The organism is Tenacibaculum sp. Cn5-46, from assembly GCF_022347705.1.
GTDB classification, from domain to species: Bacteria; Bacteroidota; Bacteroidia; order Flavobacteriales; family Flavobacteriaceae; genus Polaribacter; species Polaribacter aiptasiae.
Window position 1 is genome coordinate 502,354 of record NZ_JAKRGD010000003.1, and the last position, 20,917, is coordinate 523,270.

General features: G+C 30.3%; 26 protein-coding genes. 13 read left to right on the forward strand and 13 right to left on the reverse strand.

The features are described from left to right. The first annotated feature begins 479 nt into the window (after window positions 1-479). Window positions 480-776: a hypothetical protein gene (locus MHN29_RS08995; protein ID WP_235274156.1), complete on the forward strand. Its 297-nt coding sequence runs from the start codon at window positions 480-482 to the stop codon at window positions 774-776. Between the two features lie 164 nt (window positions 777-940). Then, window positions 941-1,120, forward strand: a complete 180-nt coding sequence (locus MHN29_RS09000) for a hypothetical protein (protein ID WP_150901252.1) — start codon at window positions 941-943, stop codon at window positions 1,118-1,120. A 60-nt stretch (window positions 1,121-1,180) separates the two neighbouring features. On the opposite strand, the gene MHN29_RS09005 is transcribed toward MHN29_RS09000, so the two are convergent. After that, entirely contained in the window at window positions 1,181-1,516 is a 336-nt protein-coding gene (locus tag MHN29_RS09005) for a helix-turn-helix domain-containing protein (protein ID WP_150901253.1), read from the reverse strand. Window positions 1,517-1,617: 101 nt separating this feature from the next. On the opposite strand from MHN29_RS09005, the gene MHN29_RS09010 reads away from it, so the two are divergent. Then, window positions 1,618-2,280, forward strand: coding sequence for an NAD(P)H-dependent oxidoreductase (locus tag MHN29_RS09010; RefSeq protein ID WP_235274157.1), 663 nt, complete (start codon window positions 1,618-1,620; stop codon window positions 2,278-2,280). 103 nt (window positions 2,281-2,383) lie between these two features. After that, window positions 2,384-3,070: an SGNH/GDSL hydrolase family protein gene (locus tag MHN29_RS09015; protein ID WP_235274158.1), complete on the forward strand. Its 687-nt coding sequence runs from the start codon at window positions 2,384-2,386 to the stop codon at window positions 3,068-3,070. Here MHN29_RS09015 and MHN29_RS09020 read toward each other — a convergent pair. The 4 genes from MHN29_RS09020 to MHN29_RS09035 form a co-directional block, all read right to left on the reverse strand. Next, complete coding sequence (locus MHN29_RS09020; protein ID WP_235274159.1) at window positions 3,067-3,729, reverse strand: HAD family phosphatase; 663 nt, start codon at window positions 3,727-3,729, stop codon at window positions 3,067-3,069. The two genes, MHN29_RS09015 and MHN29_RS09020, sit on opposite strands and share 4 nt — an antisense overlap. A 56-nt stretch (window positions 3,730-3,785) precedes the next feature. Next, a complete protein-coding gene (locus MHN29_RS09025) occupies window positions 3,786-4,412 on the reverse strand; it encodes a hypothetical protein (protein WP_235274160.1) in 627 nt (208 codons plus the stop codon). Window positions 4,413-4,418: 6 nt separating this feature from the next. Continuing rightward, window positions 4,419-4,838, reverse strand: a complete 420-nt coding sequence (locus MHN29_RS09030; protein ID WP_235274161.1) for a DUF2141 domain-containing protein — start codon at window positions 4,836-4,838, stop codon at window positions 4,419-4,421. A 100-nt stretch (window positions 4,839-4,938) separates the two neighbouring features. After that, window positions 4,939-7,095 (reverse strand): TonB-dependent receptor, encoded by a 2,157-nt coding sequence (locus MHN29_RS09035; RefSeq protein WP_235274162.1) that lies wholly within the window; start codon window positions 7,093-7,095, stop codon window positions 4,939-4,941. Between the two features lie 236 nt (window positions 7,096-7,331). Here MHN29_RS09035 and pdxH point away from each other — a divergent pair, with 236 nt between their 5' ends. Genes pdxH through MHN29_RS09050 form a run of 3 tightly spaced genes read left to right on the forward strand, consistent with a single transcriptional unit; the run spans window position 7,332 to window position 9,404 of the window. Beyond that, on the forward strand, window positions 7,332-7,979 hold the full coding sequence (gene pdxH, locus MHN29_RS09040) for a pyridoxamine 5'-phosphate oxidase (RefSeq protein ID WP_235274163.1): 648 nt from the start codon (window positions 7,332-7,334) through the stop codon (window positions 7,977-7,979). 31 nt (window positions 7,980-8,010) lie between these two features. Continuing rightward, entirely contained in the window at window positions 8,011-8,499 is a 489-nt protein-coding gene (locus MHN29_RS09045) for a histidine phosphatase family protein (RefSeq protein ID WP_150901261.1), read from the forward strand. A gap of 8 nt (window positions 8,500-8,507) precedes the next feature. Continuing rightward, window positions 8,508-9,404, forward strand: a complete 897-nt coding sequence (locus tag MHN29_RS09050) for a Ppx/GppA phosphatase family protein (RefSeq protein WP_235274186.1) — start codon at window positions 8,508-8,510, stop codon at window positions 9,402-9,404. Between the two features lie 194 nt (window positions 9,405-9,598). Here the strand turns inward: MHN29_RS09050 and MHN29_RS09055 are convergent, their stop codons facing one another. The 5 genes from MHN29_RS09055 to kdsB all read right to left on the reverse strand — a co-directional run bounded on the left by MHN29_RS09055 (window position 9,599) and on the right by kdsB (window position 12,263). Next, on the reverse strand, window positions 9,599-9,796 hold the full coding sequence (locus MHN29_RS09055) for a hypothetical protein (RefSeq protein WP_150901263.1): 198 nt from the start codon (window positions 9,794-9,796) through the stop codon (window positions 9,599-9,601). A 134-nt stretch (window positions 9,797-9,930) separates the two neighbouring features. Further along, window positions 9,931-10,197, reverse strand: a complete 267-nt coding sequence (locus tag MHN29_RS09060) for a hypothetical protein (protein WP_235274164.1) — start codon at window positions 10,195-10,197, stop codon at window positions 9,931-9,933. A 21-nt stretch (window positions 10,198-10,218) separates the two neighbouring features. Then, window positions 10,219-10,848: a CatA-like O-acetyltransferase gene (locus tag MHN29_RS09065; protein WP_235274165.1), complete on the reverse strand. Its 630-nt coding sequence runs from the start codon at window positions 10,846-10,848 to the stop codon at window positions 10,219-10,221. A 1-nt stretch (window position 10,849) separates the two neighbouring features. Further along, the gene (locus MHN29_RS09070; protein WP_150901266.1) at window positions 10,850-11,536 is read right to left on the reverse strand and encodes an HAD family hydrolase; all 687 of its coding nucleotides are present in this window, start codon (window positions 11,534-11,536) and stop codon (window positions 10,850-10,852) included. Then, on the reverse strand, window positions 11,529-12,263 hold the full coding sequence (gene kdsB, locus MHN29_RS09075) for a 3-deoxy-manno-octulosonate cytidylyltransferase (protein ID WP_235274166.1): 735 nt from the start codon (window positions 12,261-12,263) through the stop codon (window positions 11,529-11,531). The genes MHN29_RS09070 and kdsB overlap by 8 nt, the downstream gene beginning before the upstream one ends. 478 nt (window positions 12,264-12,741) lie before the next feature. Here kdsB and MHN29_RS09080 point away from each other — a divergent pair, with 478 nt between their 5' ends. Then, window positions 12,742-13,092: a hypothetical protein gene (locus MHN29_RS09080; RefSeq protein WP_235274167.1), complete on the forward strand. Its 351-nt coding sequence runs from the start codon at window positions 12,742-12,744 to the stop codon at window positions 13,090-13,092. 56 nt (window positions 13,093-13,148) lie between these two features. On the opposite strand, the gene MHN29_RS09085 is transcribed toward MHN29_RS09080, so the two are convergent. The 3 genes from MHN29_RS09085 to idi are packed head-to-tail and all read right to left on the reverse strand — an operon-like array spanning window position 13,149 to window position 15,060. Next, window positions 13,149-14,120 (reverse strand): type I phosphomannose isomerase catalytic subunit, encoded by a 972-nt coding sequence (locus MHN29_RS09085; RefSeq protein WP_235274168.1) that lies wholly within the window; start codon window positions 14,118-14,120, stop codon window positions 13,149-13,151. A 3-nt stretch (window positions 14,121-14,123) separates the two neighbouring features. Beyond that, window positions 14,124-14,537 carry a 6-carboxytetrahydropterin synthase gene (locus MHN29_RS09090; protein ID WP_235274169.1) on the reverse strand — a complete coding sequence of 138 codons (414 nt, stop codon included), beginning with the start codon at window positions 14,535-14,537 and terminating at the stop codon, window positions 14,124-14,126. Window position 14,538: 1 nt separating this feature from the next. Further along, on the reverse strand, window positions 14,539-15,060 hold the full coding sequence (idi, locus tag MHN29_RS09095) for an isopentenyl-diphosphate Delta-isomerase (RefSeq protein WP_235274170.1): 522 nt from the start codon (window positions 15,058-15,060) through the stop codon (window positions 14,539-14,541). A 107-nt stretch (window positions 15,061-15,167) separates the two neighbouring features. Here idi and MHN29_RS09100 point away from each other — a divergent pair, with 107 nt between their 5' ends. From MHN29_RS09100 to MHN29_RS09120, 5 genes are all read left to right on the forward strand, one after another. After that, window positions 15,168-16,757: a peptide chain release factor 3 gene (locus tag MHN29_RS09100; protein ID WP_150901271.1), complete on the forward strand. Its 1,590-nt coding sequence runs from the start codon at window positions 15,168-15,170 to the stop codon at window positions 16,755-16,757. After that, window positions 16,744-18,303, forward strand: coding sequence for a hypothetical protein (locus MHN29_RS09105; RefSeq protein ID WP_235274171.1), 1,560 nt, complete (start codon window positions 16,744-16,746; stop codon window positions 18,301-18,303). The genes MHN29_RS09100 and MHN29_RS09105 overlap by 14 nt, the downstream gene beginning before the upstream one ends. Before the next feature lie 57 nt (window positions 18,304-18,360). After that, entirely contained in the window at window positions 18,361-19,290 is a 930-nt protein-coding gene (locus tag MHN29_RS09110) for a peptidylprolyl isomerase (protein ID WP_235274172.1), read from the forward strand. Between the two features lie 182 nt (window positions 19,291-19,472). Continuing rightward, window positions 19,473-20,135, forward strand: coding sequence for an energy transducer TonB (locus MHN29_RS09115; RefSeq protein WP_235274173.1), 663 nt, complete (start codon window positions 19,473-19,475; stop codon window positions 20,133-20,135). A gap of 76 nt (window positions 20,136-20,211) precedes the next feature. Beyond that, window positions 20,212-20,889, forward strand: a complete 678-nt coding sequence (locus MHN29_RS09120) for an energy transducer TonB (protein ID WP_235274174.1) — start codon at window positions 20,212-20,214, stop codon at window positions 20,887-20,889. Window positions 20,890-20,917 lie beyond the last annotated feature (28 nt).

Below are 20,917 nucleotides of genomic sequence, written 5' to 3' on the forward strand. Positions count from 1 at the left end.
TAGCGTCCTAAAGTATAAAACTACCAATCCCATTATATATTCTAACACCCTAATTTATAAAACTAGCGTCCTAAAGTATAAAACTACCAATCCCATTGTATATTCTAACACCCTAATTTATAAAACTAGCGTCCTAAAGTAGAAAACTGCTAATCTCATTATAGATTTTAACAATCGGTTCGAGTATTTTAACAACCTTTTTAAGAAAACTAGCAATCACATTTAGAAAACTACCACCCTAAAGTAGAAAACTCCCAATCTCATTATAGATTTTAACAATCGGTTCGAGTATTTTAACAACCTTTTTAAGAAAACTAGCGGTCTCATTTAGAAAACTACCACCCTAAAGTAGAATTCTAGCGGTCTATTTTAGAAAATTCTTAATTTTAAAAAGACCAATATCTTCATTAAACAAATATTTTTTATAGACAACATTTATTTAAGTTGTAACTTTAAAGAAAAAAATAAGCTAAGACTAAATGAAAAGTAAAGACTTTGAAACAAATCAATATCCTTCTATGAAAACCATTTTAAAATATGAAATAAGTCCTTCCATAGAAACACTATTAAAAGCAGAAATTAAAACTGGTAATGAAGTTGCAGAAATTAGCAAAGGCTGGCCAAAACAGAATTCAGTTTTAATCATTATGAAAAAACCATTTATAAAAAAGTATATCATAGAAGGTTTAGAGTATAGGGATATAAATGATCCACATTATTGGAAAGAAGAATATTCCGATAAAACATCCATGCAAATGATAGCTTGTAGATTTTAACAACTTATATATTTGATAATAGACTTCTCCTACACATCAATAATATAATTATCCAAAACATATAAAACTTTAAAAAGTAAGGATTTACCTTACTATAAGTAAGGTTTTTTATCATGATTCAAAAACCAAAAGCACTAGTTTTGAGAAACTTAAAAAACTACATCATGTTAAAAAACATTTCTAACTTAGGAACAGAATTAAGTAAAAAAGAACAAAAACAAGTTCATGGAGGAAGATGGGGAACTTGTAACACTGCATTAGATTGTAAAAAAAGATGGGCTAACCATCCAATATTTGCTAATGAAGGATTTAACTGTTGGTTAGGCTATTGTGAAATATTATAATGAATCACACAAACGAACTTCGGTTCGTTTTTTTATTTCATCATCTTTTAAGGAAAGAATTTACTTTTGGTAAGAATTCACCACATAGTCACCCCAATCGGCAATAGCTTCAATTACAGGAATCAAGGTTTTACCAAAATCAGTCAAAGAATACTCAACTTTTAAAGGAGGCTTAGAAACATATACTTTCCTTTTAATAATACCATCCTCTTCCAATTTCTTCAATTGCAAACTCAAAGTACGCTCGGTAACCGTAGGCATTTCTTTACGAAGCTCATTATAACGTAGGGTTTTATCTTTTAAGTAATATAAAATTACCGTTTTCCACTTTCCTCCTATCAATCCCATGGTTAAGCTAGTACAGCATGGGTATTTAGTACCATTAAACGTATGCATAAAAAAAAAATTTAAACTATCCTTTTTGACCGTTATTGCAAAGATAAACAACTATACTTAATTTTGCTACTATAATAATTATAGTATAAAAAAACACACAAATGAATATCACTAAAGAAAACATTATCAATGCATTTAACAACAGACATGCTTGTAAAGAATTCGATAGCACAAAAAAAATAACAGAAGATGATTTTAATTTTATCTTAAAAACAGCACAGTTATCACCAAGCTCTTTCGGATTTGAACCATGGCATTTTGTAGTAGTACAAGACAAAGAATTAAGAGAATTACTAAAACCAGTAGCTTGGGGAGCACCTTTAAAATTAGATACAGCAAGTCATTATGTATTAGGATTAACCATGAAATCGCCAATGACCAAATGGAACAGCGAGTACATAACACATATGATGAAAGATGTAAAACAGTTTCCAGAAGATGTAATAGAAACCTACACAAAGTTTTACAGAGAGTTCCAAGAAAGAGACTTTAACTTAGATACTGACAGACATTTATTCGATTGGGCATCAAAACAAACCTATATTCCATTAGCAAACATGATGACCTCAGCGGCATTAATAGGAATAGACAGCTGTCCAATAGAAGGGTTCCATCAAGAAAAAACAGAAGAAGTATTAAAAGATAAGTTTGGAATAGATACAGAAAAATATGGACTTTCATACATGGTAGCATTTGGATATAGAAAAAATGAACCAAGAGAAAAGTCAAGAAGAACACTAGAAAACATAGTAACTTGGAAATAAGAAACTCGATTAAAAGAAAAAAGAAAACAGAAAAGAGGAGAAAAACACATTCACCTCTTTTCAGTTATCTTTGTTACAAGTCCAATTTAGAAAAAAGTTAGTCTTGAAAAGAATAATCGTACTCATCGTTACATTAATACAAGTATCAGTAAACGCACAAAGAATAATGTTTGTTGGTAATAGTTTAACTTACTCTAATAATATGCCGCAAATATTAGAATACATAGGTAAACAAAATGGAACAACCATAAGTACCACAAGTATATGTTTACCAAACTATGCAATTATAGATCACTTACACGATGGGAACGTGCAAAAACAACTTAACAAGAAACAATACGATTATATTCTAATACAACAAGGACCGTCATCGCAAGCAGCGGGAAAAAGAATGTTAGAAGAAGATGGAGCAAAAATGAAAACCTTAGCAAGCAAACACCAAGCACAGTTAGGATATTTTATGGTATGGCCATCGGTACAATATTACTATACATTTAATAAAGTAATCCTAAATCATGAAGCTGCAGCAAAGAAAAATAACGCCTTACTATTTCCAGTAGGAAAAGTATGGAAAGCCTACAATACAAATAAAAAATTGTCAAAACTATATAGCCTTGACAATTTTCATCCGTCAAAAACTGGAAGTTTCCTAGCAGCTTTGACAATATATCATAAGTTACATCCAGAGAAAAGCCTAAAAGAATTAAACTATAAAGACTATTCACAATGGATTAGCGATCCTACATCATTTCATAAAATGATAGAATACATTATAAAAGAAGCAAACTAAACAAGCTCCTTACTCAAATCATATTTGATTTCAGAAAAACTAGTAACAATTTTCTGAGCTAAACTATAGTCTTGTCCTTTAGAATGAGTGCTTTTATAAGCAACACAGAAAATACCACCATCATAGGCTGCTCTAATACCATTAGTAGAATCTTCAATAACTATACATTCTTCCTTAGCATAACCAGCAATTTCTGCTGCTTTTATAAAAATTTCAGGATGAGGCTTTGAAGCCTTTAAATCGGCACCACTAATTTTACCTTTAAAGTAAGGGTTCAATCCAAATTTATCAAAAACATTGTTGATTGTAACCATAGAAGCCGAAGAAGCTAAAACCAAGGTAACATTGTTATCGTAATAATCTTTAATTAAATCGAAAACGCCATCTAATAATTGTAAATCATTATCCTCAGAAAAAAAGAGCTCTTTAAAAAAGGCTCTTTTATAAGCCACCAATTCGGTAGCTGCTAACGATAAGTTAAATTTATTGACTAAATCCTTACATATTTCAATAGTAGATTGTCCGGTATAAGAATTGTATAAATCTTGGGAAACATCAATTCCTACTTTTTCGAACATTAAAAAATATGCTTGTTTGTGTAAAGGCTCAGTGTCTACAATAACACCGTCCATATCAAATAATACTGCTTTTAAAGCCATTAATTTTAGTTTGTGTTGTGGACTGTAAAAATAGCTATTTGATTATGAACTTTATGTTATTTTTTCTCACATTGTTTCAACACACCCTCAGCCCTTTTCATCATAAACCTTGGATAAAATTTCTGACTATTTTTTTCTTTCTTAGCAAGTTCAATAGCTCTTTTAACATCTTTACAAAATGGTTCAGTAGACTGTCCAAAGAAACGAGCCGCTCCCATATCAGATTCCGCCTTACTTAAAACAACTCTTGGATTATTAGGAGCTAACTCAAAAGCCTTAGCATATAAACTAGCATTTGCCATAGACTTAGTCATTCCATATTTTTTTCCATCAAAAGCCATGTAGCCAACATTTAAAAATGCTTGAGTAATTAAAATCTCAGGATTGTTAGGAGAAACAGCTTTTGCCATATCTAAAAACTCTTGAGCTTTCGTAAGCTTTGCGATTAACTTAGCCTCTTCTTTAATTTGAAAACTTCCTAAAATTTCAATGGTAGCTGCATAGTATGGAGGTAACCAATTATCTTTTTCAGCTTTTGCAATTCTTTCAAATAATTGAGAAGCTTCAGCTGTTTTTTTATTTTCCCAAAGATCAAAAGCCTTGGTCATTCCTTTTTCATACTGACTTTGTGCGAACATATTAGTAGCGAAAACCAATATGATTATTGTAATTACTTTTTTCATGTTTTATTATTTTACGTTAATTGATAGTGTTATGTCTTTGTTTACTTCAAACTTAGCATCCTTATATTTTGGAGGCCCCATAAACCCTTTGGCATCGTTAGAAATTCCTATAGGTTCTTTAGGAATACCAATAAAATTAGTATCCATTTTTTTGTTATCATTTTCATCGTGAAAAGAAGAAACAGCGTAAGTACCAGAAGGAACATCTTTAAATTGTACAGTGGCTTTCTTTTCGTTAATCTTAACAATTTCTCCTTTATAACCATTCTTTAAAAAAGAATCTTTAGAATTGTATAAGGCTACAAACAAACTTCCTTTATCAGATTTCATTCCTGTGAAATCAATAGTTATCGTGTGATTATCTTGTGCTAGAGTACTTAACATTCCTCCAAAAATTAGCACGGTTAGTAAAATGATTCTTTGCATAGTATTGGTTTTTAATTGTGTGTTCAAATATCAATAACTTCTTTAGTATGATACAATAAATTATTCTGAGTTGTTAAATTATAATACTGAACTGTAAAACTTATAAATTATTTAATTGATTATCTTTTTTATTATCGCTTATCGTCCAGAAAAATCCAACAAAGAAAAAGGTATCAGCATTAGGAGTAATAGCTTGTCTATCAAAAGTTCCGTTAACATTAGGCGTATTTTTATAATTATATCCAAAAACATTTTGAGTACCTAAGACATTGTTTACAGAAAAATACAGAATTTTTTGTTGACTCAATAAATATGCCCAGTTTATACTTACCGAATTATAATTTTTTGTTTTATTATTTAAGAATCCTGGTTCATTAGGGTTCGTATAAGTTCTACCAGAAGCAAAATTATAACTAAAACCAACTTGACTTTTCCAATCGGCAATCCAATGTTTAGCAACGACAGAAACATTATGTGAAGAAGCGAAATTAGGAGTTGCCTTCGTAGGATAATTCTTATAATCTCTTTCAGTATCTAAAAATGAGTACGAAATCCAATAGTCGGTATTCTTAATATTTTTATTGTCTCTCCAAAACACATCAATCCCCTTAGCATAACCTTCACCCAAGTTAGAATAATTAGATGTAGGCAAGGCAAAATTCGTATCGTACTTCACTAAATCATTATACTTTTTATAATAACCATCAACTCTAAAAATCTGCTTGTTTTTCACATACTGAAAGTTCGCAATAAAATGAGAAGTATTTTCAGCTTTAAAATTGGTATTAAACTTTAAGTAATCGTTTTTAGGGTTCTGATAGAAACGACCATATGCTAAAGAGAATTGAGAACTTTCACCAGACTTATAGGCTAACGATACTCTTGGAGAAACCGTAAACTCATTTAACAATTCAGAATACTCACCACGAACCCCAATCTTAGAACCTAACTTTTTAGAAAAGAAGATATCAGCTTCAGCATAAGTGGCAACAATATTATTATCAAAACCATAGTTAAAGTTTCCGCTAGTAGCTCCTCTGAAATCTTCAGCAAAGTCTGTAATAAAATACTCAGCACCAAAGTTTAATTTAAACCTGTTAGAAAAACGTTTTTGCAAAGCAACTTTCATATGAGCAGAGTTTTCTTCATCAATAACTTTATCATCTAAAACATTGATATCAGAATGATCATTGGTAAAACTGAAACCAGTTCTAATTTTCCATCCATTTCCAAAACTATTTTTATAAGAAGAATTAAAGTATAGATTTCTATTTCTTAAGCCAAAACGAAAACCATCAACATAGTTAATATCATCCTGAATCATATCAAAATCAGTGTAACTAAAAGCACCATATAATTTTAATATCGACTCATCTTCAAACTTAAACCTATACACAGCTTCTCCACTTAAAGCTTGAACAGGTCTGTTCCATTTATTTCTGTCAGGAAATAAATTTTGATATGGAGCTAGATTAATATAAGAAGCATTAACACTTAAAGAGTTCTTTCCGAAAATTTGAGTATTCCCAACGCCTAAACCAACAGTCATAAAAGACAAATCAGTTTTTTCTTCTAAAGCCTCATCATTTGTATTTAATAATAGTACACTCGACAAAGCTTGACCATATTCAGCAGAGTAACCACCAGTAGAAAAGTTAATACCTTTAAATAAGAAAGGAGAAAAACGACCACGAGTAGGAATGTTTCTTGCTGAAGGAGCATATGGAGTAAACACACGAATACCATCAACAAAAATTTGAGCTTCATTAGCATCACCTCCACGAACAAACAAACGTCCATCTTCTTCATTAGCAGAAGTACCAGGAAGCGTTTGTAAAGCACCTACGAAATCACCCAAAGCACTAGCCGTAGTGACAATATCTAAAGGTTTTAAAGCAGTAACTTTAGCATTATCTCCAGCTTCAAAAGTTCCTGCATTAATGTTAACAGCATCTAAGGTATTAACATCTTCTCTTAATTTAACTTTTACATTTTTTAGTTGTGTAACATCTGCAGTTTTAATAAACGTTTCAAAAGAAATAAAAGAAATGGTTAAAACTTGAGTACCCTTTTCAGAAGTTTTAAAAGAAAAATTTCCTTCAGTATCAGTAGAAGTACCATCATACGTACCATCTAAGTATACATTTGCTCCTTCAATTGGAACCCCCTTTTCATCTACTACATTTCCAGAAATAGTAGTTTGAGCAAATATGCTGCACTGAATAAATAAAGCTAAAATAAATAATAGTTGTTTCATTGTTTTGTTATTTGATAGGACAAAACTGCGCTCTTTTTAATTTTTAAAGTAAAAAACAATACCCAACTGTATAATTATATTGACGAACTGTTTTTCTTGCACAAAACTAACTCACACTTCATGTTTCAAACTTGACATTTCTTGCTTTCTATTTTCCAAATCTTGCTAAATTTTACAAACGAAAAAGCCACTAACACTATATAAAATCGTACTTTTACACTGTATAAAAATTTATAATGTCACACGATTTAAGCGATTATAGAAAATCATACGAGAAAAAGGAATTATTAAAAGAACATTGTCCAGAAAACCCAATTGAACTATTTAGAGATTGGTTTTTTGTAGCCGATGAATCAGAAATGGTAGATGAAGCCAATGCTATGACCATTTCATCATTAGGATTGGACAGTTTTCCTAAAAACAGAGTTGTTTTATTAAAAAAATACACTTGGGAAGGCTTTGTATTCTATACCAATTACAATTCAGAGAAAGGAAAGGCAATAGTAAAAAACAATAATGTATGCTTATCGTTTTTCTGGGCAGGCTTAGAGCAGCAAATAATTATAAAAGGAAAAGCAGAAAAGTTAGCAGAGAACTTATCGGACGGTTATTTTGAATCAAGACCAGATGGTAGTAAATTAGGAGCTTGGGCTTCAAATCAAAGTGAAGTAGTAGCTTCTCGTGAAGAACTAGATAATAAATTAAAAGAAACCGAAGAAAGGTTTAAAGGTAAAGAAATTACACGTCCTCCACATTGGGGAGGATTTATGGTAAAACCTGTTTCTATAGAATTTTGGCAAGGACGCCCCAATAGAATGCACGATCGCATTCGATATACCTTGCAAAAAGATTTTTCTTGGAAACTTGAACGTTTAGCCCCATAGTTTTATATTTACAAAGCTTTTATTAAATTAAATGAAAACACTTTATATCGTTCGTCACGCCAAGTCTTCTTGGAAATATGACAGTGTAGCAGATATTGACAGGCCTTTAAAAGAGCGTGGTATTAATGATGCACATCTATTATCTAAATATCTTTCTGAAGAAATAAATAAACCAGATGTTTTTGTTTCAAGTAGCGCAAACAGGGCTCTTCATACCGCAGTAATCTTTTGTGAAAACTTTGGTTACCCACTTTCAAACTTGCAAATTAAACGACAATTGTATAGTTTTAGTGATGGTTATTTAGTTAAAACCGTTAAAGCACTAGATGATAGTTTTAATAGTGCTATAATATTCAGTCACGACCATGGTATTAACAGTTTTGTTAATAAATTTGGTGACAAACCAATAGCACATGTAGCAACCTGTGGAGTTATTGGTATTCAATTTAATGAAAAACATTGGAAAAACATTAAGAAAGGTGTTACTACCTTAGTTGAGTTTCCAAAGAATCATAGATAAAATTATATATTTTGAAAATAAAAAAATATGGCGCTATAGATATAGGATCTAATGCAGTAAGACTCTTAGTTGCCAATGTTATAGAACAAAAAAATAAAGAACCCTTATTTAAAAAATCTTCTTTAGTTCGTGTTCCTATTCGTTTAGGAGCAGATTCTTTTGTTTCTGGAGCTATTTCAGAAGAAAATACCAGTAGAATGATTGATGCCATGGAAGCTTTCAAATTAATTATGAAAGTACATGGAGTTGAAAGATACAAGGCTTGTGCAACCTCAGCAATGAGAGAAGCTGAAAACGGAGATGAAGTAGCCAAAACCATTTTAGAAAAAACTGAGGTAGAAATTGATATTATTGATGGTAAAAAAGAAGCCGCAATTATATTCTCTACTGATTTAAATGAACTAATAGAATCTGACGCAACTTATTTATATGTAGATGTTGGAGGTGGTAGTACTGAGTTTACTTTGTTTTCTAAAGGAAAGATTATCAATTCAAAATCGTTTAAAATTGGTACTGTTCGATTGATTAATAATAAGAAATCTGAGAACAAACTTCTTTTTAAGAAAGTACAACAATGGATTGAGGAAAATACTCAAAACTATAAGCGAATTGCCTTAATAGGTTCAGGAGGAAATATTAATAAGTTGTTTAAAATGTCTGGTAGAGATGCTGGAAAACCTATTTCATATATTTACTTAAATGCTCAATACCAATTCTTGAAAAAGATGAGTTATAAAGAAAGAATATCTGAATTAAGTTTAAACCCAGATAGAGCCGACGTTATTGTTCCTGCAACTAAAATATACCTTTCAGCAATGAAATGGAGTGGCGCTAGAAAAATTTATGTTCCTAAAATTGGATTGTCAGATGGTATTATAAAAAGCTTATACTTAAATAAATTATAATTTTTTGTGACTTTTCAGTTATGGAAGTGTCATAAGGTTAGTAGTAAAATAGATTAAAAAATTGATGAAAGATTAGTCGTCTTTGTTTTCACATCGATTAACAAAATAATTCTAAAACTACTTTACTTCTAACAAAGTAAATCAAAAGAAAAACCGAGCTTACGCTCGGTTTTTTATTTAATAAATTCAACATTTTATTTTTTTACTAAAGCTAAACAAACATATAAATCTGGTTTATTTGCTGTATACTGTTTTAACCAAATAGTCAATTCTTCAATCTCGTAAGGTAGCAGTCTATTAAGTGCTTTTTCAAGTTCTCTACAAAATAAATCAGTATTAAAACTTACTTTCTTTAATACTGTTTTTGTGTATTCGTACATTGCTCTTGCCATAATAAGGGGATAAAATAGTTGTTTATAACAGAACGTAATTTACAATATTTTATTCCTTCTTGTATGTTAAAATTTACAAAAAAAAGCGAGACTTATTAAGATCTCGCTTTTCTAATACTTTAACTTACTATCAATTATAAGTTATTTACCTTCTCTAATAAAGCGTTTGCTTTTTCTTCTAACTCGGCATTTACAGCTTTAAAATGAGCTTTTCTATTCTCTACATTTTTAGCATTCACTTTAGCAATTAATCCGTCAAAAGTTTCAATCACCTCATCAACAATTGCATCAGCTTTTACTTTATCTGCTTCTGGATTTAATTGTGCGTATACTTGACATATACCAATAATATCTCCTAACGTGTAGTTAATATCTTTCTTTAAATTTTTTATGCTTGCCATAATTATTATTTTGCTGCAAAATTAGTTGATTTTATCTAATTCAGCCTGAAATTTTTCAAAAAACTGTCCTACATCATATCCATCAATCAATGCATGATTTACATTTACTGCAATTGGCATTAACATTTTACCATGTTCTTTTTTAATTTTTCCAAAAGCTAACTGCGGAACACTATCGTTTTTATTTCCTGAAAAAGGTTCTTTATGACTCGAAAAACTTACCCAAGGCAATGCTGAACAATGTATACATCCTGGTGAGTATTTTGGTGGAAATAAATTATTTGAATTTATAATTCTTTCTTTCTCTTCTAAAAAATTACGATTAAACTCCTCAATATTCTCTGAAAACTCTATATAAGAAAAACCAAAGGTATTATCTGGTCTTGCAATAGTTGCCGAGGCATTTATAACATCATAAATAGCCACTCTACCGTCTTCTTCTATTCTATACTTAAAACTTTCAACTGCATTTAAAGCAATTAGACAGGCATGTAAATACTTAACAAAAAAAGACTGTCCTTTTTCTTTAGCTAATTGATAAGCTTTAGAAACTTCTACATCTGCTACAAGTCCAAAAGTTGGATCAGCTAAAGTTCTAAAATGTTCAAAGTGTTGTTTTCTTTTCCAGTTCTCTATATCTAAATACTTCATTCTACAAATACGTTAAAACATCAGAAATTTTAGCTACTGTTTTATACTTATCGGATTTTTGCTCTTCAGATACTTCTTCATGTGCCCAAGTAGTATGGAATGGAATATGAATTGCAGAAGCTCCAATTTCAATCAATGGTAGAATATCTGACTTCAAAGAATTTCCTATCATCAAAAACTCTGACGGATTAATATCTAATCTTTTAGTCAACTTTTGATAGTCTAGCTTTTTCTTTTCACTCATTACTTCAGTGTGATGAAAATATTTTAAAATTCCAGATTTTTCTAGTTTTCTTTCTTGATCTAATAAATCACCTTTAGTAGCTACAATTAATTTATAGTTTCCATGTAATTGTTGTAAAACTTCCTCTACCCCATCTAATAACTCAATAGGCTTTTCTAACATATCTTTACCTATATCAAGTATTTGAGTTATTTTTTGCTGACTTATTTTATGATTTGATAATTCCAAAGCACATTCAACCATAGATAACATAAAGCCTTTAACTCCATAACCGTAAATTCTTAAATTATCAATTTCTTTTTTAAATAATTCTTGGTGAATTTTATTTTCAGTCTCAAAGTCCGATAGAATTTTTGCAAATTCATTTTCTGCTTCACGAAAATAAGTTTCATTTACCCAAAGGGTATCGTCTGCATCAAATGCAATTACTTTTATATTATTCATTTCCTATTAGCTTTATGGCTTGTTCTAAATCTTCTGGGGTGTCTATTCCAATACTTTCAACAGAGGTTTCTATCATTTTAATCTTCTTCCCTACTTCTAAATATCGTATGCATTCTATTTTCTCTGCTGCTTCTATTGGAGTCATTGGTGTATGATAAAAATCAATCAAAGCTTTTTTTCTAAAAGCATAAACTCCTTTATGTTTAAAATAAGTTACTTCTAACTCTTTATCTCTGTGATATGGAATAACACTTCTTGAAAAATAAATTGCAAAATTATTGACATCTGTAATTACCTTTACATTATTAGGGTTTTGAACAGCTTCCATATCGGTCATTGCAACTTTTAACGATGCTAAATCTATTTCCTCGTTAGCATCTTCTTCAAAAGCTTGAATTAACTTAGACAATGAAGTTGTATCTATAAAAGGTTCATCTCCTTGGACATTTACTACTATATCTACATCTAAGTTTTCTACAGCTTCTGCAATTCTATCAGAACCGCATTCATGCTCCTTTAAACTCATTATTGCTTTTCCTCCCGCTTCTTCTATTGTTTTATAAATAACATCAGAATCAGTTACTACATAAACTTCATCAAATAATTTTGCTTCTACTGCTGCTTCATAGGTTCTTACAATTACCGGTTTACCTCCTAAATCTTTCATTAATTTACCTGGAAAACGAGACGCGCTATAACGAGCAGGTATCATTGCAATAATCTTCATAAATTCTTTTCTATAATATACATCAAAGATACAATTTTATGCTTCTTAAAAAGAATTAAAAAAGCACGCTCTAATAAAACTTTAACACTAATATTTTTAGATTCTCTTTGTTTTCAGAAAACTTTTACTACATTTGGTACTCTTATGAAGTTATTTACTTATACATATACGACCATTTTAAACGCAATCGGCATGATTACGTATAATAACTGTATGCGTAAACAATATGTATATATTAAAAAAAGCACTTCTCAAAACAGATATAATAAACGATTTTAAAAATCGATAAATCATATAAACTACAAAAGGTGCTTTTTTACAAAAAGCACCTTTTTTTATTTAGTAACATTTTAAATTTTAACCATTATGAACACAGTAAAAAACACAAAACGAATTGGCATGTATTATTCAACAATTAACTCAAAGCAAAATCACTTTTTTAGAGAACCTAAGTTTCCACCTTTAAACCCATAATACAATGCACACACATATAGCACCTCAAAAAAATGCTTCACAATTTGTTGTTAGCAAAAAACAAGTTTGTAAAAACAAAACATTAAAGACTTCTATTTTATATAATAAAATTGAGTCGAGCTTACACTCTTCCCTTAGTTTTTATAAAAACACTTCTCGTTTAAATTTTAAAAGCATTGAATTCGACATTCTTAAAAATGCTTATTTACATGATAAACTTATCATAAAAAATAATGTCAAAAAATTGAGCGATACTGAAATTGTTTTAAACATAACCGTATCAAAGAAAGAAGAAAAACAACAAAATATTATATGTAAAGCTGTATTTGGTTACAGTCTTTTAAAAGCTTCTTAACTCGTTAAGTTGATTTAGTTTGTTTGCAGACTCTTGGTTTTACCTTGAGTCTGTTTTTACTTTATATAAACTTCTAAAAGCTTTACATTGTCTGTTACAATGTTCATTTTCTTTAAACAGGCTGGCATTAAAATGGTCTCTCCCATTTCTAATGTTTCTTGTTTATCGTTATACAGAAATGTAGCTGAACCTTCTACACACATATAAATTACAAAGCTATCTTTATCGAAATGATCTACCGGTAAATCTTTTGTTAAGTGTAAAAAGTTTGTGGTAAAATACTTACAATCTACAATATTAGATGGTGCATTTTTTTTCTTAATATACTCAGCTTTATAATTGGATTTTGCCGAATAATCAATTGCATCAACTGCTAAATCTAAATGTAATTCTCTTTTATTTCCTTCAGCATCTCTTCTATTCCAATCAGAAATTCTATAAGTAATATCAGAAGTTTCTTGAATTTCAGCTAATAAAACACCTTTTCCTATTGCATGTATTCTTCCTGCTGGCACTAAAAAAGTATCTCCCTTTTTTACATAATCAACATTCAATAACTCTAATTCATTTTCAGATTCAATAGTTTGAAGAAAAGATTCTTTATTCGTTTCTTCAGAAAACCCTATGATAATTTTAGCCTTTTTATCAGCATTAACTATATACCACATTTCGGTTTTCCCAAGAGAATTATGTCTCTTTTGTGCTAAAATATCATTAGGATGCACTTGCAAACTTAATTTCTTCTTAGCATCAATAAATTTAATAAGTAATGGAAATTTATCTTGAAAAATTTGATAAACCTTTTCACCTACAATGTCTTGTTTATGCTCTTTTATAAGAACATTTAAACTTTGTCCTTTTAGATTACCATTGGTTACTATTGAAACATCTCCTTCAACGTCGGAAATCTCCCAACTTTCTCCAATATTACTCTTATCTGTTTCTTTGTTAAGTATTGTTTGTAGTTTATTTCCTCCCCAGATTTTTTCTTTTAAAATCGGGGTAAATCTTAATAACTGGTTTATCATATATTATTCTCCTCTGTAAGTGACGTAATTTCTAGGGGTTTCATATAACGTTATTTCTAAGTCTAAATTCTTAGGAATACTTACACGTAATTTATTATAAATTACAATTGATATATTTTCAACTGTTGGATTCAACTCTTTAAAAACCTCTACTTCAACATTTAGGTTCTTATGATCAAAAGCTTCTTCTACTTCTGATTTTATTAATTCTTTTAACTTTCCAAGATCATAAACATATCCTGTTTCTTTATCTACTTCACCTGTTAAAGAAACTATTAATTCATAATTATGCCCATGATAATTAGGATTGCTACATTTTCCAAAAACTTCATAGTTCTTCTCATTTGACCATTTAGGATTAAACAATCTGTGAGCAGCATTAAAATGAGCTTTTCTATGTACGGTTACCCTTGGCATATTATATAAATTTTGATATTTTTTCGTAGGATTCTTTAAATATTATTTTGAACCATTCAGTATAAATCTCTGGTTGCTTTTCTATATCATTTTTAACATCCTCTAAAGGCATCCATTTGTATGCTTCTACTTCTTCTTTATTTATTTCAGGTTCTCCTTCAAACTTTCCAACCATTACATGGTCTAATTCATGCTCTGTTAAACCATTATCAAAAGGTGCTTTATAAATAAACCAAAATACTTCTTCTAGTTCACATACAAACCCCATTTCTTCTTGTAATCTACGCTTACCTGCTTCTAGAGATGTTTCTCCATCTCTTTGATGAGAACAACAAGTATTTGTCCATAATAATGGAGAATGATATTTTTCTGCAGCTCTTTGCTGTAGCATCAACTCTCCTTTTGAATTAAAAACAAAAACAGAAAACGCTCTATGTAATAACGCCTTTTCATGCGCTTCTATTTTTTCCATCAATCCTATAGGATTGTCTTGTTCATCTACTAATATTACTTGTTCTTTCATTCTAAAAATATACGAGAAGCAAACTTACAAAATAGAAGTCAGTTCAACAATTAAACCTTTGAACAGTTCCACTTTAAAACGTATCTTTGCAGCCTTAAATTTTATAGATGAGTTTTTTAGAAGAAATACAAAAAAGACGTACGTTTGGAATTATATCTCACCCTGATGCTGGTAAGACTACTTTAACTGAAAAATTATTATTATTTGGAGGAGCTATACAAGAAGCTGGTGCTGTAAAGAATAATAAGATAAAAAAAGGAGCTACTTCCGATTTTATGGAAATTGAGCGTCAACGTGGAATTTCTGTTGCTACTTCTGTATTAGCTTTCATTTATAAGGACAAAAAAATAAATATCCTAGATACTCCTGGGCATAAAGATTTTGCTGAAGATACATTTAGAACATTAACTGCTGTTGATAGTGTTATTGTTGTAATTGATGTAGCTAAAGGTGTGGAGCCTCAAACAGAGAAATTGGTAGAAGTTTGCCGTATGCGTAAAATACCAATGCTAGTTTTTATTAATAAATTAGACCGTGAAGGTAAAGACGCTTTTGATTTATTAGATGAAGTTGAGCAAAAATTAGGCTTAAAAGTAACTCCTATGAGTTTCCCTATTGGAATGGGATATGACTTTAAAGGAATTTATAATATCTGGGAGAAAAAAATAAACCTATTTTCTGGAGAAAATAAAACAACCATTTCTGAGGGAGTTGAATTTGATGATGTAAACAATCCTGAATTAGATAACATTATTGGAGAGGCTGCTGCTGAAACACTTCGTGAAGAATTAGAATTAGTATACGAAGTATATCCTGAATTTGACCAAGAAGAATATATTAAAGGTGATTTACAACCTGTTTTCTTTGGTTCTGCATTGAACAATTTTGGAGTAAAGGAATTACTAGATTGCTTTATTGATATTGCTCCTAACCCTCAACCAAAACAAGCAGAAGAACGTTTAGTAGATTCTAAAGAGGAAAAACTAACTGGATTTGTATTTAAAATCCATGCTAATATGGATCCAAAACACCGTGATCGTTTAGCCTTCGTAAAGATTGTTTCTGGTACCTTTAAGAGAAATGCTCCTTACTTACATGTTCGTAATGGAAAGAAAGTTAAATTCTCTAGTCCAAATGCATTTTTTGCTGAAAAGAAAGAAATTGTAGATGAATCATTCCCTGGTGATATTGTTGGTTTACACGATACTGGAAACTTCAAAATTGGTGATACTTTAACAGAAGGAGAAAAATTAAACTTTAAAGGGATTCCTAGTTTTTCACCAGAACACTTCCGTTATGTAAACAATGCAGACCCTATGAAATCTAAACAACTATATAAAGGTTTAGATCAACTAATGGATGAAGGTGTGGCTCAATTATTTACTCTAGAAATGAACGGTCGTAGAATTGTTGGTACTGTAGGTGCTCTTCAATATGAAGTAATTCAATATCGTTTAGAGCATGAATACGGTGCTAAATGTACCTATGAGAATATTGCAGTACATAAAGCTTGTTGGGTACAACCTGAAGACCCTAAAAATGAAGAATTCTTAGAGTTTAAACGAGTAAAGCAACGTTATTTAGCTAAAGATAAACAAGGTAAATTAGTCTTTTTAGCTGATTCTGCCTTTACCATTCAAATGACACAAAGTAAATATCCAACTGTAAAATTACATTTCACAAGTGAGTTTGAATAAACATTACATAATAGTCTTTTTCCTAGTCCTTTTTTCTGTCTTCTCTCAAGCTCAGGAAAATTTATCTAATTTAAAAGGTACTGAATTACATAATAAAGTTCGTTTGAATTTTATTCCTGTTGAGATGCCTTCTAATCATTTCCCAGGATTAAAATCAACTATGGGGTTAGCTGGTTTGCACTACCAAGTCCCTTTAAATGATTGGTTATATGGTGGGGCCGCATTTCACTTTGCTGTTACAGGAGATCAAGGAGGATTATTTACCCTTGGGGCTGAATTAGGAATTAATAAAAAAATATATAATAATCTATACTTTGATGCTAACTTCCATTTTGGTGGTGGTGGCGGATATCGCTATTTAGTTAATGATGGTGGTTTCATCAATCCTAATATAGGATTACAATACAAAAAGAACAATTACTCTTTTGGTATTCAATATAGTCATGTTAACTTTTACTCTGGTGAAATAAAAAGTAATTCTGTTTCTTTCTTTATTGAAATACCGAGTATTTTACGTTTTACTGATTATAAAAAAGCACATCAAAACTTTGTAGCTAACAATATCGATCCTGATAGCTTTTGGAGTAAACCAACCGTTAAAAACGCTCAGCAAATTCGCTTTGATTTTTTCAGGCCAATTGGAAATTCTAAAAAAGATAATGGTGACCCTTTAACAGAAACATTATATGTTATTGGATTTGAGTATCAAAAATATTTAAACGATAATACTTTTCTATTTGCTCATACCGATGCTATTTATAAAGGTTTACGAGCTGGTTTTATGGATTTATTTTTTGGAGCAGGGTATCATCCTTACCAATCTAAATACATTAATATATTTGGTAAACTAGGAATTGGTGCAGCTGGAGGTCGTGTAGCTCCCGAAGGAGGTTTAATGATTTATCCATCTGCTGGTATTGACTTAAAATTATCTAACAAACTAGCATTAAGTGGACATGGAGGATATTATAGAGCTATTGATGGTGATTTAGAAGCTTACACTGTTGGTTTTGGTTTAAAATATTTTGGTTTAAATGGAGGTACTAAAACGAATAAAGACGAGAATAATAGTTATTATACACAAGGAATAAGAATTGGTATTGAAAATCAAACATATTTAGATGTTGCCAAAACAGATGATACTTTTGGAGCAAAAAGTATTGATTTACAATCGATAGCCTTAAAAGTAAGTTATGATCTTAACAAATGGTTATACATTGTTGGAGAAGCTAGTTTTGCTTATGAAGGCCGTTCTGGTGGTTATGCACACGGATTAGTTGGTGCAGGAATATACTCTCCATACTTTATAAATAATAAATTTCGTGGCTTTATAGAATTTATGGCTGGTGCAGGAGGTGGTGCTGGTGTAGATACTGACGAAGGAATTATTATTCGTCCAGCAATTGGATTAAATTATGATATAACTAACAGAGTCTCTCTTTCAATTTCTGGTGGACGTTACTATTCTCCATTTGGAAATGTAAACTCAAATAATATTAACATAGGTTTAAATTTTAACCTTTCAACTTTATCAGTAAAAAACTAATTTTGCTTTTTCTTCGGAAAAAACATTATTCAATATAAATAAGATAATTAAATAAAAATGGATAACGGAATTTACGCAAAGTTCACAACACCTAAAGGTGATATTTTAGTGAATTTAGAATATGAAAAAACACCTGGAACTGTTGGTAACTTTGTTGCTTTAGCAGAAGGTAACTTAGAAAACTCGGCTAAACCTCAAGGTACTCCTTATTATAATGGATTAAAATTTCACCGTGTTATCGCTGATTTCATGATTCAAGGTGGTTGCCCTCAAGGTACGGGAACTGGAAATCCTGGTTATAAATTTGATGATGAAATCCACCCTGATTTAAAACACGATGCTCCTGGAAAATTATCTATGGCGAATGCTGGACCAGGAACAAATGGTTCTCAATTTTTTATTACTCATACAGCTACACCTTGGTTAGATGGTAAGCATACTGTTTTTGGAAGCGTAGTTGAAGGACAAGAGGTTGTAGATGCTGTTGAACAAGGTGATAGTATGGATGTTGAAATTATTCGTGTAGGGGAAACTGCTGAAAACTTTAACGCTGTTGAAGCTTTTAGAACTTTTGAAGGTGCTCGTGAAAAACGTGAAGCAGAAGCTTTAGCTAAGCAAAAAGAATTATTAGATTCTGTTGCTGCTGGTTATGACGAAACTCCTTCTGGATTACGTTATAAAATCTTACAAAATGGTGAAGGTAAACAAGCTACTAAAGGAGCTATGGTTTCTGTACACTATAAAGGTCAATTATTAGACGGAACTGTATTTGATTCTTCATACAAACGCAAACAACCAATTGACTTTGCTGTTGGAGTAGGACAAGTTATTGCTGGTTGGGATGAAGGAATTCAATTATTAAAAGTTGGTGATAAAGCCCGTTTAGTTATACCTTCTAACTTAGCATATGGTGAAGCTGGTGCAGGCGGAGTAATTCCTCCTAATGCAACTTTAATTTTTGATGTTGAATTAATGAATGTTAAATAAACAATTTTCAATAAAACATAATTCAAAAACTCTCTACTTAAGTAGGGAGTTTTTTATTTACCATAAATTAACTTTCTTAACTTTTAATCAAACATTAATTAAAGCATATATTATATTCTCTTAAACAAAACAATAAAAAGCTTTTTCATCTTTACAGTGCAATACAACTAAGACAATTTAAAATGAAAAAGGTTATACTTATTCCACTATTCTATCTATTTAATGTATTATACATTTATAGTCAGGTTAATGTATGTGAAACTCAAAAAGAAAATACTATTGACCCAAATACAATATCTGTTAAAAAATGCGAAATTGAAGAAAAAGAAGATTATACGAAAAAAATTACCAGAACAAGAATAATTAGAAAGAGACCTCTCAAGAAAATTGCTAATAAACAAGAATCAAGTCAACTAAAAATTGAAGGGAACAACATTGATTTAGGAATACAAAACAATAAAACTATTTTAAACCTTCCTAATGCAACAAAAGAAGTTCTTTTTAATCTTGTGGAAGAAATTCCGATGTTTAATTCTTGTAAAAAAGATACAAAAGAAGAAAACATTAAATGCTTTAAAGAAGAAATAAACACTCATTTTTCTAAAAACTTTTCCACCTATGACTTTATCGATGAGTCAATTAACGATAAAATATTTATTCAATTTAGTATTGACATTTATGGCAAGGTTATAAACCCTAAGATTAAAAGCAAAAAACATAACAAGCTATTAAACAAAGAGTTACTAAGAATACTTGATAAACTTCCAAACTTTACTCCTGGTAAAATACAAGGATTTCCTGTTATAGTTACCTATTCATTTCCACTTAACTTAACGTTAAATTAATATACCAAACGTACAATATATCATATCGTTATATTATTTTCACACTCCCAAAAATAACCCTTTAAAAAAACTAACTATGAGATTTCCCCTTTCAATAGTTATAGCTTTATTTATCTCTACAATTGCTATAGCTCAAGAAAAATGCGAGACACCAAACGAGACTGTAAATGACCCTAACAGTATTAGTGTAACCAAATGTTCTATTGAAGATGTAAAGAAAGCTCTTGAAGATTCTAATAATAAAAAATTATCTACACGAAAAAGACATAGAAAAGTAAGACAATCTAATGTTTCTTTGAACGCTTCAAAAGAAGTAAAAAACGTAAAAGACAATACACTAGAATTACAAAAATTAAATATCAAAAATGATATTGTTTCTTCTTTAAAGAAAATACCTTTTCATTTGGTAGAACAAATTCCATTATTTAAAAAGTGTAAAAACACTCCACTTATAGAACAATCTAAATGTTTTGAAAAGCAAATGATAAAGCATGTTGTAAATAACTTTAACTATCCTAAAGAAGCTATGAGTCAAGGAATTGAAGGGAAAGTTATGGTTCAATTTACCATTGATAAAGATGGTAACGTGGTTGATATCAAAAAGAGAGGACCTGAAGGAGGAGAACTTTTAGAAACCGAAGCAACTAGATTAATCGCAAAACTTCCAAAATTTATTCCTGGTAAGCATAATGGAAATAATGTTAATGTAAAATATGCATTACCAATTATCTTTAGAGCTCCTAAAAAAGGATAAAAAAAACCACACGAAAATAACCACCTAA